This is a genomic window from Acinetobacter apis, from assembly GCF_900197575.1.
Lineage (GTDB): Bacteria > Pseudomonadota > Gammaproteobacteria > Pseudomonadales > Moraxellaceae > Acinetobacter > Acinetobacter apis.
In genome coordinates, this window is record NZ_FZLN01000003.1 from 163,056 (window position 1) to 177,875 (window position 14,820).

The 14,820-nt window shown below is 37.6% G+C and carries 6 protein-coding genes; all 6 read left to right on the forward strand.

The annotated features are described in order from the left end of the window. Nucleotides 1-99 precede the first annotated feature (99 nt). On the forward strand, nt 100-3,783 hold the full coding sequence (locus CFY84_RS08790) for an exodeoxyribonuclease V subunit gamma (protein ID WP_088823843.1): 3,684 nt from the start codon (nt 100-102) through the stop codon (nt 3,781-3,783). Continuing rightward, nucleotides 3,784-7,497 carry a UvrD-helicase domain-containing protein gene (locus CFY84_RS08795; protein ID WP_088823844.1) on the forward strand — a complete coding sequence of 1,238 codons (3,714 nt, stop codon included), beginning with the start codon at nt 3,784-3,786 and terminating at the stop codon, nt 7,495-7,497. It begins immediately after the preceding gene. 108 nt (nt 7,498-7,605) lie between these two features. Beyond that, nucleotides 7,606-9,363, forward strand: coding sequence for an exodeoxyribonuclease V subunit alpha (recD, locus tag CFY84_RS08800; RefSeq protein ID WP_143218781.1), 1,758 nt, complete (start codon nt 7,606-7,608; stop codon nt 9,361-9,363). A 1,536-nt stretch (nt 9,364-10,899) separates the two neighbouring features. Then, on the forward strand, nt 10,900-11,169 hold the full coding sequence (gene rpsO / locus CFY84_RS08805; RefSeq protein ID WP_088823845.1) for a 30S ribosomal protein S15: 270 nt from the start codon (nt 10,900-10,902) through the stop codon (nt 11,167-11,169). Nucleotides 11,170-11,418: 249 nt separating this feature from the next. Beyond that, entirely contained in the window at nt 11,419-13,509 is a 2,091-nt protein-coding gene (pnp, locus tag CFY84_RS08810) for a polyribonucleotide nucleotidyltransferase (protein ID WP_171289072.1), read from the forward strand. A 75-nt stretch (nt 13,510-13,584) separates the two neighbouring features. Further along, nucleotides 13,585-14,787 carry a magnesium transporter CorA family protein gene (locus CFY84_RS08815; protein WP_088823847.1) on the forward strand — a complete coding sequence of 401 codons (1,203 nt, stop codon included), beginning with the start codon at nt 13,585-13,587 and terminating at the stop codon, nt 14,785-14,787. Nucleotides 14,788-14,820: the final 33 nt, after the last annotated feature.

A 14,820-nucleotide genomic window follows, 5' to 3' on the forward strand; every position in this document is an offset into this window, starting at 1 on the left:
ATGAGAATTGTCAGATAATCTCACTTATAATGCATAACAGGCGCAAATTTAAGCTAAAACGATATATATAACGATAAATTATTGAATTATGGAGGAATTATGGGTATTCATGTTTGCCAAAGCCAACGACTAGACGTACTTGCGCAAGCTTTTTTGACCCAAATTTCAACCCAAAGTGATCAACCTTTAGAGATTTTAAAAGCACAGCATATTATTGTGCCTAATCCCGCCATTGAGCAGTGGTTAAGTCAGTATTTGGCAGAGCAGCAAGGAATCAGCGCCAATCAAACCTATCATCAGCGCATTCAAACATTTCAGTGGTATATCTATCAACAGGTACTGACAGACAAAGAACAGGTGCGACAAGCCAATATTCCACGCTTGGTCATGAAGTGGCGAATCTATGCTGTACTTTTACCACTGATTACACCTGAACAAATGGAAGTGCATGATTCGCATCCGACTTATGCGTTGATTCAGCGGATTTATGACAGTGCGATTGGATTAACAACCAGCCATGCCAAGTATCAAAAAAAGCAAGGTATGTTGTATTGGGTTGCAGAGCATGTTTCGCGCTTGTTTAGCCATTATATGCTGTATCGTGGATATTGCGTCAAAGGGCATGCCGAAGGTGCATGTACTTGCCCACACAATTGGCTAGATCGTTGGGGACGAGGTGAGCATTTAGATATTGAGCATTTAATTAATACGCAAAGCTCAATTTCCTTATATAACTTAGAACAAACCATTGCGCTTGAAAAGTGGCAAAGTTGGCTTTGGCAAACGGTATTTCATGAAGACTTTCTCAATATTAAAGCCATTGATCATGCCTTTTGGGACGCTTTAGATGCCAATGAGGGTGCTATTGTCAAAAAACATTTACCTGAGCAGTTGATTGTATTTACGTTATTGGATTTACCACCGAATCAATTGTATTTTTTACGTAGGCTTGCACAGTATATTGATGTGGTCATTTATCACTATAATCCTTCACAAGAATATTGGGCAGATAGTGTTGATCCAAAGTGGAAGCAAAACTACGATGCTGAAGTGAAACAACGATTTATTGATAAACGTACAGCACAAGGTAAAAAAGTTTCAGATGCTGAAATTGCAGCATTTTTTGACGCATTTAATCGAAGCTTTAATGCCGAGTCGCGAGAGTCTAGGCATCCGTTATTAACCCGTTTTGGTAAACAAGCGCGTGATCATTTTTCTTTATTGGCAGGGTTGTCTTCGGGCGAAGAAGGTGAATGGTTAGATATTTTTATTGATGATTATGCATCTCATCTATTGGGACAATTGCAATCGGATATCTTGTTTTTAATGGAGCCAATCCAACACAGTTATGCTTTGGAGCCACATGACCAATCTATACAAATTCATGTATGTCATTCTCATTTAAGACAGCTAGAAGTCTTAAAAGATCAGTTGATTCATTGGTTATCAGAAGGCAGTACTGAACAGCCGCGTAAATTAGATGATATTTTAATTTTAACGCCTATTTTAAAAGATATAGAACCTTTAATTCGAAGTGTTTTCACACCACCACGTGCAGGCAGTGACTTAAATCAAGTCTATTTGCCGATCAAAATTGCAGGCATTGCACAAATTGATTTAAGCAATGCTTGGCGTGCAGTGCTTGGGCGTATTCAGTTACCGCATGGACGTTTTCAATACAGTGAATTTGCTGATTGGCTGAGTTTATTAGGTACTCAGCATTTTTACGGAATTGATGTTCAAGATGTTGAACGTATGCTGACATTGCTGAGTCAGGCAGGTTTTAAACGTGGTTTAGATGCTTTGCATTTAGCACAGCAGTTAAGCGAGGGTGATCAAGATTACCGTTTTAGTTTTAAATTTGCATTAGACCGTTTGGCTATGGGTGTGGCTGTACCTGAACATTGTATTGCACTTGAAACACTCAGCTATAGCGATGTGCAACCTGAAGATTTTGCTTTAATTTCTGTACTAATTGCCATGTATGATGACTTTAATGAGCGCCGTGATTGGTTAAATGCACATGAACATCATACAGGGCATACGGTTGAGTCTTGGTTGTATTGCTTGGCACGCGAGGTCAGTGCTTTTCAAGATCAAGGTGAAACTATTTTACGGACTGTATCTGAGGTCATTCAAAAACAAATTCGAATGCTCACTTTGTCTGTTACGTATGAAAAAAGACAGCAGCGTGCAGAAAGTATAGGGCATTTAGATGACTTGAGCTTACCATTGGCTGATGTGATTGCTGAAATTGAGCATAATATTGAAAGCCAATTGGAAAGTGCAGTACCGAGTGGACAAATCACGGTGAGTCAAATTGGGCAAATTAGACCGCTGCCTTATCGTTTGGTGGTGGTGTTAAATTTAGAAAGTGGCGTTTTTCCGAGCCGACAAGTCCATACGCCGTTTGATTTAATGAAAGTCTTACGACCAGTTTTAGGCGACCGTTCACGGTTAGAAGATGATCAAGGTGCTTTTTTAGATGCCTTATTATTAGCACAAGACAATATTTGGTTTTTTTATAATGGTTTTGATGCCAATGATGGTGAAGTACGACAACCATCGAGTGTATTACAAGAATTAATTGATCATTTGGCGTTTATTGTGGCTGCTGATGACCCTGAGTTAAAAGTAGGTGAACTCATTCAAGTACAAGGTTTAGATCTTCCTAAACAGCTTGAATCGATATATCACATTCATCCATTACAACCGTTTGATGTTCATGGGTTTGAAAACCCAAAAGAAACTCGATTTCAAGATCAATGGTTTACAGTGGCATCGCAGTTGCAACAGCCTGCGGGTAAGCGTGAAGCATGGGTAGATCATGCTTTGACTACAGATGCTTCACAACATCATGTGGTGTTAAACTATCAACAGTGGCTTGCAGATATTACTTTTCCAGCTCAGCTGTATTTAAAGCAATTGGGCATTAAAAATGTACGTTTAGATGATGTGGTTGAGAACAGTGAACCCTTATTATTAGATGGCTTGGGTCGTTATCGTGTACGTGAGTTAATGCAACATGCTGATTCGATGAGTGATGCTAGTTTATTACAAGATCAATTGCCTGTAGGTAAAGTACAGCAGAGTGCATGGTTACAAGTGCAATTTGAACACAGTGAGCTGATGAGTCGCTTACATACTTATGCAGAAACACCCACAGTCACGACCCAACAGCGTTTGCAAATCAATACGCATCTTTATTTACAATTACAAGTGCCAAAGCATGAGACGACGCAATGGGTCAGTTTGCAGGCATCTAGTGCACGTGCTGAACGCTGTACAAAAGTTTGGCTTGAATATCTATTGTGGCTAAGTCACTTGAATTTAGGTGAACAAGGGCAAAATTATCAGCGTATTGTGGTTTTTAGTGATCAAACCATTGTGAATGAAGGATTAACGTCAAACCAAGCACAAGCTTATTTAAATTTATGGTGGCAAGCATGGTCAGCGGGTCAAGTGTCACCTTTGGTATTGCCTGCGGCGTTATTGATGAAAGCTGCTGAAAAAAACAATGCGCTGACTTGGCTTGAATCGGTATCATCAGCACCTGTATTGGATGAAAAAAGCATGCAAAGTCTATTAAAACAATGGAATGATCCACAAAAATATAATGAGTTATTTTCTGCTGTAGATGACAAGTCGAGTAAATATCACCAAGATTGGCAGTTTATTTTACAAGAACAAGATGCCACGGCGTTGTTGTTGGACGCATGTACACGTTGGTCATTTTTATTGTATGCACCGATTTATCAATATCAGCGCCGTGTCGAGGAATAAATGACAGCATTGTTTACAGCTTCATTGGATCCAATTCGAGATATTGAGTTTTCAGGATTACATTGGATAGAAGCCTCCGCAGGCTCAGGTAAAACATTCACATTATCAAGCTTAATTGTACGCGCATTGGTGGAAAAGTATTTGCCGCGTCAAGTGATTGCAACCACGTTTACAAGAGCAGCAGCAGCTGAGCTGAAAGTTCGTATTCGTGCGCGTTTGGTTGAGGTGCGTCAATTTTTTGAACAACGCCGTGGTCATTTAGAAGCAGACAATTTACATCTAGCAGCCGAGTTACAGCGTACAGGCGATCCATTGTATGCGGTGTTATTACAAAAATTTGCCCATCAAGTGGGATATGCATGTGAACGATTAAAGTTGGTTTTAGATCAACTTGATGAGTTGGTGGTAGGCACGTTAGACAGCTTTAGCCAAAAATTGTTAAAAGATTTTGCATTTGAAAGTGGAAAAATTGAACCTGCTGAAATTACAGATCAAGCCAAAACTTATGTAGAGCAATTGATCCATGATGTGCTGCGGGCATGGCTTAATGATCAATCACAGCAAACGATTGATTGGCTTTATTTTTCAGGTGCTCTCAAGCCTACGACAAGTTATTTAGGTGTAGTTGAAACTGCATTAAACTTTACTGCGGCACGCTTTAAAGTACCCGAACCCCAAGCTTTGGATTTTGAACAACTACGTGAATTACAACGTCAAGCTGCAGGGTTGTCTTTTGATCATTTAAGTACATATTACAGCGCAGACGGAGATTTTTTTCCTTTTGTGAGCGGTACGTATTTTAAGCCAAAGGATAAGTTTACGACTTTATTTACAGTGCTGATTCCTGAAGCAATTCAAGCTTTACTTGATGGCGATGGCAAAGCTTTTTTTGCACGCCCTTTATCTGATGCACGCGAACGGATATATAAGCTGTCCGAGCTGATTGAAAATCAAAAGCTCTTCACTAAAAAATGCCCTGCCAGTGCGATAGATGCTTTTTATCAAGATACAACCTTGACACAATGGCGACAGCTCGTCAGTCATTTGTATGTCATTGAACAAACACTGCAACAAAGTGAAAGTTATTTAAAATACCACCTATGCCAAGAAGTAAAAAGACGGTTACCTGAGCGTTTAAAACAACATGGTGAAACCACTTTTTCTGAGCAAATTCGAACTTTGGCAGAAGCATTGCAAGGTGAGCAAGGGCAATTATTTTCAGCATTTGTCCATCGTAGTTATCCTTTAATATTTGTTGATGAGTTTCAAGACACCAACCAAGATCAAGACAATATGCTTGCCACCATTTGGCGAGATGTAACGCGCTATGGCGATGGTTGTATGGTGATGGTGGGAGATCGAAAACAAGCGATTTATGGTTTTCGTGGTGGAGATATGCTGACATTTATTCGAGCATATCATGATGTATTTGCCAAACAAGGTCATTTATATCGTCTTAAATATAATCATCGAACGGTTCGTCCTTTGGTTGAAGCCGTTGATGCTTTATTTCAACGCCAGCCTGATTTTGGTGAAGGCGTTATTTATGAGCCTGTTGAAGCGGGAACACGTCCACATCCAAATTTAATGGATGAGCAAGGTGCCAATCATTTGCCATTACGTTGGCTTGAAATTAATAATGATATTTCGTTTGAGATTCAGGTTGCTTGGAAAATTTCAGTATTGCTTCAACAAGCGCAACGTGGTCAGCTTTATTTAGAGCACAAAGCAGAACATCATCCTGTAGTTGCAGATGATATTGCGGTTTTATCTCGAAATCATACAGCCCTTGACCAAGTCCAATATGAATTAGAACGATTGGGAATTCGGGTCAATCGACCTGCAAAACGCAGTGTATTTGACAGCCCTATTGCTAAAGATGTGGCTGCAGTATTAACCGCGATGTTATTTCCTTATGATGAAACCTATATTCGGCGGGCATTATTAAGTCGTTTACTTGGATTTAAACTTTCAGATTTACAAGAGCTTGAACAACATGCTGATGGCTTAGGGCAGTATATTGGTGTGTTTAATGATATGCGTGAGCTTTGGTTTGAGCGCAATTTTTTAACCGCATGGCATGCCTTGGTTGATCATTTTCATGTTTGGGCCAATTTAGTTCGCTATCAAAGCCGTGACAATGAGCGGGTAGTGGTCAATTTAAGGCATTTGACTGATTTATTAAGCCAGTACAGTGCTCAATATCAAGGTCCACAAAATCTTTATCAGTGGTATTTAAAACAACTGACTTCTCCAAGTACCCGTGAATGGGAGCTAGAGCGCCGTTTATCTACTGCAGCGGGTGTACAGCTGATGACGATTCATCAGTCCAAAGGTCTTGAATTTAAAATTGTATTTATTCTAGAAGCAGATAAGGTCTCTGAAGACCGACAGCCAACGTTAAATTTTTCAATACAACAGGTTGAAAATACTCAAACTCAACAGCTTGAATCACAGCGTGTGATTGCGATTTATGATAAACAACAGTTAAATGAAGATGAAGTCAGCCAACATCAGCTAAGAACGCAAGCAGAACAATATCGCTTGTATTATGTGGCATTAACACGTGCAAGCCATCGTATTTATGCTGTCTTAACACAGCCGAAATCGAAGGTTGGGGTCAATTATTGGCGTCATCAGGAGCATGTTTTTGCACACCCTGCATGTGGTTTTGAAACCATAATGGATAGTGCTCCTGAAAGATATCAAGAAATCCGTACTGAAGCTGTAACATTATATGCAAAACCGCAGCCTCGTTTAAGGTTATATCCACGGCTTAAAACCAGTTTTACAGGGCTTGCTCAGCATTTGACTCGGCAACAGGCTTTGGATTTTATGGCACAAACTTTAGATATTACTGCCCCCGCAGATGATGAACAGGTGCAAGATCCAATTCAACGTTTTGAGCCCATAAATGAAAAACAGCATCCGATTTTAGATATTGCACGAGATTTTCCAATGGGTGTTCAAGCAGGAAATTTCTTACATGAAATTTTTGAACATATTGATTTTCAAAATAATGCAGAATGGGGGACAGAGGTTTATCGTCGTTTCAAAAATGATTATCATGCATTAAAACAACAGCTCAGTGAGACTTATCAAAAACGTATTACTTATACAACATCTGCTGAAATATTAGATGAACAGGTGATAAACGCTGTGCAATATTGGTTAAGCCAAGTTTTAGCACAACCTTTGCATGATCATTTTTGTTTAAATCAATTGCCTCAAAACAGTTATTTGTCTGAGTTTTCATTTTATTTGGCGATGGCAGACCATATTTTTTCAAGCCAAAGAATTTATAAGTTATTTGAAGAGTATCAAATATATATTCCAGCATTAAACACAGCAGAGTCTGCACGATTTTTAAATGGATCAATTGACTTGGTCTATGTATATGATGGCAAATACTATATAGCGGATTATAAAAGTAATTTTTTAGGTGAGGATCTTGAAGATTACTCAAAAGAAGCCATCGCACAAAATATGTCACAGAGCAGCTATTGGTTGCAAGCTAGCTTATATTTAGTGGTATTACATCGCTATTTAAAACAGCGTCTTCGCAATTATGATATAAGCCATCATTTAGGCGGTGCAAGTTATTTATATTTACGAGGTATGATTGGTGATCCAAATTATGGCGTATACCATTGGCAACCATCAGTTGAGTTTATTGCACGTTTAGACGCAATTTTAGGCTACTACGGTAAGTAAATAAAATGGTGTTTTTGTATTAATAGATAATAAAAATAATGACTTAAATTGTGGATAACATTGAGTATAACTCTGTTGATATCTGATTGAATATAAGGAAGTTAAAACGTGGATGAATGGTCAGAATATACGCTTGCAGAAGATACATGGGTAGTGGCATGGGCAAATTATATAACACAACATGCTGTATTTGAAACAGAACAGCGTCGTCAGCAAGCGATCATGGTTATTCGCTATTTATTTGCTGCAATTGAGCAAGGCAATAGTTGTTTAAAAATATCTCCATCTGATGTTCAGCCGTTAGGGGGATTGGTGTCAGATCAGCCATCTACGCATGTCACGCCTTTTATTTATCAGCATGGTTTATTATATCTTTATCGGCACTTTATACTTGAACAGCGTTTGGCCAAGCAAGTTCAGCGTTTAAGTCGCCAAACTGTTGCCCCATGCGACAGTCGCCCATACCATGAATTGTTAACTGATACTTATCAAAAACATGCATTAATTTGTGTCAGCCATTCTGCATTGTCATTAATCACAGGTGGGCCAGGTACAGGTAAAACTTATACTTTGGCGCGAATTATTGCTGTATTGAATAAAACCATTCCCAATCTGCGGATAGCCATGGCTGCACCAACAGGGAAAGCTGCTCAGCGGATGCAAGAAGCATTACAATATGCCTTTTCAGATCATGATTTGGTTGCTCGTGATTTGGTTACACCTGCTTTAAAAATGATCCAACCCACCACACTTCACCGCCTTTTGAATATTGGTCGGCAAGGTCGTGCTTCATATCATTTACAACAGCCCTTACCTTATGATGTGGTGGTGGTTGATGAAGCATCTATGCTTGATTTGAGCTTAGCAACACAGTTATTTGAAGCAATTGATGATCAGACTCGATTGATTTTATTGGGTGATGCGAATCAGCTTACTTCGGTGGATGTTGGTGCAGTACTTGCCGATTTGCAAACTGTACCTGCTTTAAAAAACCAGCATGTCATTTTAAAACATAGCCGTCGTTTTACTTCAGATGCTGAAATTGGTCAGTTTGCGCACTTTATTCAGCAATCAAATACGTCAGATGCTGTACATATACGCCAATTGTTTGAACAAAAGGTGACAAAGCCTACGACAATTCAACCTATCGATTTGCAGCGTATTACAGTAGATCAAGTACAGTTTGAATATTTACCTGCGCAATGGCACGATTCAGCGCAAAAAACAGAATATTTAAATCGTTTATGGTATGGCTTTGAACAGTATGCAGTTGCAGTCACAGCGTATTGTCATCAACCATCTGACACGCATGCCTTTGATCGAGTGATTCAATGTTTTGATGATTATCGAATTCTAACAGCCATGCACTATGGTGACTTTGGTGTTCAGCGTCTGAATCAATATATGGAGCAACAACTATTAAGTGAACTGCCATCTACTCATGTAAGGCAAGGGGATTGGTATGTTGGACGACCTGTCATGGTGACAGAAAATAATTATCAATTGGGGTTATCGAATGGAGATATTGGGATCTGCTTTCAGCATCGGCAGCATCACACCCAATTTGAAGTTTACTTTCCAAGTTTAAATATGTGGGTGTTGGCGACACGCTTGCCAAAAACGATACAAACTGCTTTTGCAATGACGATTCATAAGTCACAAGGTTCAGAATTTACCCATACTGCCGTGGTATTAGAGCAAGCAGCAGCCAAATTAATGAGTCAAGAGTTATTGTATACAGCGATTACTCGCGCTAAAAAAGTAGTTACCTTCTTAGCAGATGAAACCACCCTAAGTTCTGCATTACTGCAACGCACTGTACGCCAAAGTGGCTTTTTATATCATTTTTCATCAAAATTTAATTAACTTAACGGTAAATTTTGTAATTCGGTGTACGTTTTGGCTTACATAGAATCAAGAAATTAACTAGTAGTTTAAATCTCTAATATCTGCGATGATTGGTTTTATAAATAAGCTTAATAGGAAATTAAGTTAAAACCGTAAAGAATAATTAAAAGAGTCAAATGAATGACAGCGAACTTACAATGAAGTGTGGGTTAAATAAAATAGCGTAATGATTAGGCCTTTTAGTTTTGGGAGAGACTAAAAGGCCTTTTTCTTTATTCGTATTATAAATATTCTAGGTTACAGCCCATCATTACCTTGAGATACTATTATAAATCAGTTATTTTTTATTTTATGTGAACCATGACATAAAAACATATAATACTGTATATTTAAAACTTATTTGTATTTATCTATTATTAATTTAATGGCTATGTGAATAGCTCGTTTTAATTTTATTATTGGTCTACAGTTTTTTATTTTAAGAAAAATCATATTGTATCGTAAACGACTTAGTTTATTATTTACCATGGGAATCATTCGAGTTACTGTGAATCCAAATTATTTATAAATAAAATTTATCTATTACTTTGTTTGTGGTTATATGTTGGCATAAAAGTATTTGGCTTAAATAAATTAAAAAATAAGACTTAAAATTTAAATATAGCTATTTAGTTACAGCAATTGATTTGATCATAATAAGTTGTATCGACTATTTGATGAGCGATAAAGTTTAATAGATTTAATTTTACCTCATTTTATAAATTAAAGATTTAGATTAAATAAACTTATATTTAACTTAAATTATTGATAAATAAAATTATAGTTTTATTTTTTTGAGTAAATGCAAGTGTTTTTTATATTGAAAGTTAAAATTTTAATTTTTTGAAAATATAGATATTAATTTTAAAAAATATTTCAGTAAATGTTTAACCGAGTATTTTAGCTTATAACGATTTATTTTAAGTATAGTTGAAATGTTAAATTAGTATAATCTGTGAACCAGTTGGAATAATATTTTTATTTCGGAATAATATCGCTTAGCCAATTAATATATATAAATATTTTTTTAAAATTATACTAAAAAAATTCTGTTTTAGATAAATCTAACTGCATTATATTTATGGATTATTTAAATGAATTAGAAGTGTTTTAAATTTGTAAGACATGACTTACAGTGTGTAAGGTAAAATTCGTCTATGATCAGTTTGAAATCATGGCAAGATAACAAGTGTGGGAACGAGATAAAAGAAAAAAATTGGATATATAATAAATTATAAAAATATTATACTAATAAAAAAGATAAATAATAATAATAATTTGTAGAGGTAGCGCACAAAAAAGCCCAAGGAGACTTGGGCTTTTTTTTATTGAGAATTCAAAAATAAACTGACTTTGCATATTTATAATGACTTTCCTTGAATTTGGCAGCTTTCGTTTTGCAATTCATTGCTTTTTGGCTTAAAATACGGACCTGCTGTAGTGATGCACGGCAGACAGTTTTTTTAAAATTGTTCTTAATCAATTTATTTAATTTAAGCATCTCGGAGAAATCGAATGGCTTTAACTACTACAGATCGCGCAGAAATCATTGCAAAATTTGCTCGTGCTGAAAATGACACTGGTTCACCAGAAGTACAAGTGGCTTTATTAACTGCACAAATTAACTACCTACAAGGTCATTTCAAAGCACACAAAAAAGATCACCATGGTCGTCGTGGTTTGATTCGTATGGTTAACCAACGTCGTAAGTTACTTGACTACCTAAACGGTAAAGACCACGGTCGTTACACAGCGTTAATTGGCGCTTTAGGTTTACGTCGTTAATTCGATACAAGCTCTATTTTCGGTTTATCGAATGTTCAGTGTTATGACATCGTCGCTGAGAAAAAAGCAAAGCTTAGTTGGCTAAGCTATTTGAGGAAGGGGCGAATTGTTCGCTCCTTCTTTGTGTCTAAATCCTAGTGAGATCGACTTCTAAGCTTTGTCATTTATTATTATTAATCATACGATATGATCAATGACAAACTTTAGGGGTCTCCACTAGCACAAACTAGGAAATAAGAATATATGTCAATGTTTAATGTGACGCGTAAAGAATTTCAATATGGACAATACCAAGTTGTTTTAGAAACAGGTCGTGTTGCTCGTCAGGCAAACTCAGTGTTAGTAACAATGGGCGGTGTAACTGTTCTAGTTGCTGTGGTTGCACAGCCGACAGCAAAAGCAGGCTCTGACTTCTTCCCATTAACAGTGAACTACCAAGAAAAACAATATGCTGCTGGTCGTATTCCAGGCGGTTATGGTAAGCGTGAAGGCCGTGCAACAGAAGGTGAAACATTAACTTCACGTTTGATTGACCGTCCAATTCGTCCACTGTTCCCTGAAGGTTATTATAACGAAGTTCAAGTGACAGCAACGGTTGTGTCTTCAGACAAAAGCATGGAAGCTGATATTGCAGCAATGCTAGGTACATCTGCTGCTCTTGCAATTGCAGATACCCCATTTAATGGTCCAATTGGTGCAGCACGTGTTGGTTTGGTTAATGGGGAATACATTTTAAACCCATCATATAGCCAATTACAGGAATCTGATCTTGACCTTGTGGTTGCAGGTACAGACTCAGCTGTATTAATGGTTGAATCTGAAGCAAAAGAATTATCAGAAGACCAAATGCTTGGCGCTGTATTATATGGCCATGATGAAATGCAAGTTGCAATTCAAGCAATCAATGAATTTGTAGCGGCAGTGGGCAACACGAAAACCCCTTGGGCTGCACCTGTTCAAAATGAAACTTTAAAAGCACAGTTAAAAACAGCATTTGAAGACAAAATTTCACAAGCTTATACCATTGCGATCAAACAAGATCGTTATGCTGCATTAAATGCACTCTATGAAGAAGCTGTGAAGCAATTCGTGCCTGAAGAAGATGAAGGTAATGTGGTTGCTGATGAGCTTAATGATCTATTTGAAGATTTAAAATACCGCACAGTGCGTGACAACATCGTATCGGGTAAACCACGTATTGATGGTCGTGACAATAAAACTGTACGTGCTTTAGATGTACAAGTGGGTGTATTAGACCGTGCACATGGTTCTTCATTGTTTACTCGTGGTGAAACGCAAGCGATTGTTACAACAACGCTTGGTAATACACGTGATGCATTGATGGTTGATAGCCTATCGGGTACCAAAACTGACAACTTCATGTTGCATTATAATTTCCCTGCATACTCAGTGGGCGAAACTGGTCGTGAGAGTGGTCCAAAGCGTCGTGAAATCGGTCATGGTCGTTTAGCGCGTCGTGGTGTACAAGCGGTACTTCCTCCTGTAGATCGCTTCCCGTATGTGATTCGTATTGTGTCTGACATTACTGAATCAAATGGTTCATCATCAATGGCATCAGTATGTGGCGCATCATTGTCACTTATGGATGCAGGCGTACCATTAAAAGCACCTGTTGCTGGTATTGCGATGGGTCTTGTGAAAGAAGGTGAGCGTTTTACTGTACTTTCTGACATTTTAGGTGATGAAGATCATTTAGGTGATATGGACTTTAAAGTTGCAGGTTCTGAAAACGGAATCACAGCTTTACAAATGGATATCAAGATCGAAGGTATCACTGAAGAAATTATGGAAGTGGCTTTAAATCAAGCTTATGCTGGTCGTATGCATATCTTGAATGAAATGAACAAAGTTATTTCTCGTGCTCGTCCTGAAATTTCAGCACATGCGCCAACATTCGAAGTGATCAGCATTAACCCTGACAAGATTCGTGATGTGATTGGTAAAGGTGGTGCAACCATCCGTCAAATCACTGAAGAAACTAAAGCAGCGATTGATATTGAAGACAACGGTACAGTACGTGTATTTGGTGAAACCAAAGCAGCTGCAAAAGCAGCTATCGCAAAAATCCAAGCATTAACTGCTGAGATTGAGCCTGGTACAATTTACCAAGGTAAAGTGATTCGTATTGTTGAATTTGGTGCGTTTGTAAATATTATGCCGGGTACGGATGGTTTATTACACATTTCACAAATTTCAAATGAGCGTATTGCAAATGTGACTGATGTATTAACAGAAGGACAAGAAATTAAAGTTCAAGTTCAAGATGTTGATAACCGTGGTCGTATTAAGCTCAGCATGAAAGACATTGAACAAGCGTAATTAAATACACTTTGTTTTATTGTAAAGCCCGCATATTGCGGGCTTTACACATTGTATAAGGACCATATAAGCCCCATGCAAACATATTATTTTTATCATCATCCCAATGAAAAAAAGCTCTTGGTTTCGAAAACACCACGTGCAGATGGGGTGTTAAATTTTATTTGGCTAGATTGCTTACGCCAAGATATTGTTGATCAAAGCGAGCAGTGGCAAAACAAGATTTACCAACACACAGATGTTTTAATTAATGAATTTCATGTGGCTGATATTCTAAATATTGAGCATCCTTGTGCTTTTGATGCCATGGAAGATTATGACTTTTTGGTATTTAGAAAATTGGTAACACCTGATGACCAAATTTTGATGGATCATGCAGATGCTGAACAGCATGTGATGGAATTCGGTTTGATGACAACACCTGTGAACTTTATTTTAACTGAACGTGTTTTGGTTACTGTACGAGAGCGGGGTAACCACTCTATTCAAAGTTACTTAGAACGTTTAGAACAAGCGATTGATAAACAATCTATAGATCAAAGTAGGTTGCGTAAACCACCTACCACGCCTTTAAATTTAGCCCTGCGTTTATTAAATAGTATGGTAGATGATTATTTAGGACTTCGTACACCATTAACACAGCGTGTTGAGTATTGGCAAACTGAATTATTGCAAGGCAAACAATACTTCAAACAATGGCAGCAATTATTACAAGAAAATATGGCATTTCAGCATGTTGAAAATTTATGTGAAGAGCAAATAGAAATTTTACAAGATTTGCGAGACGAAACCGTTGAAGACTACCATCATGGCATTGATTCACATCATACAGATTCATTGGACTTAATCTTAGTCCGAATAAATGATTTAGTGAGCCATATTGAGCGCATCCAAAAACATACTGCACGTTTGCGAAATGCCATTCAATCGGCTATTGATTTACATTTTTCAGCAATATCCAATCAAACCAATGAAAACATGCGTATCTTAGCGATTATCACCGCCATTTTTGCGCCATTGACCTTATTAACAGGAATGTATGGGATGAACTTTGAAACCATTCCTGGGCTAAAATCACCTGAAGGTTTTTGGGTGATGGTTGCTGCCATGTTGGTGACCACGGTTTTGCTGATGCTGTATTTTCATCAGCGTCATTTGGTCGGTCGAGGTGAGAAAAGCGTGATTGATTTATTGTCACAATCTCAAGAGCAAAAACGCATTAATATTTTTGCTATTTTAGACATTGATTTAATTCAATCGAAAAAAAGAAATCGCTAATTCAACGTTACTTTTATGTTCAAGGGTAAGAAC

Bases quoted from the DNA above. Each gene is read 5' to 3' on its own strand.
- CFY84_RS08790 (WP_088823843.1), top strand. From the start codon at position 100: ATGGGTATTCATGTTTGCCAAAGCCAACGACTAGACGTACTTGCGCAA.
- rpsO (WP_088823845.1), top strand. From the start codon at position 10,900: ATGGCTTTAACTACTACAGATCGCGCAGAAATCATTGCAAAATTTGCT.
- pnp (WP_171289072.1), top strand. From the start codon at position 11,419: ATGTTTAATGTGACGCGTAAAGAATTTCAATATGGACAATACCAAGTT.
- CFY84_RS08815 (WP_088823847.1), top strand. From the start codon at position 13,585: ATGCAAACATATTATTTTTATCATCATCCCAATGAAAAAAAGCTCTTG.
- CFY84_RS08795 (WP_088823844.1), top strand. From the start codon at position 3,784: ATGACAGCATTGTTTACAGCTTCATTGGATCCAATTCGAGATATTGAG.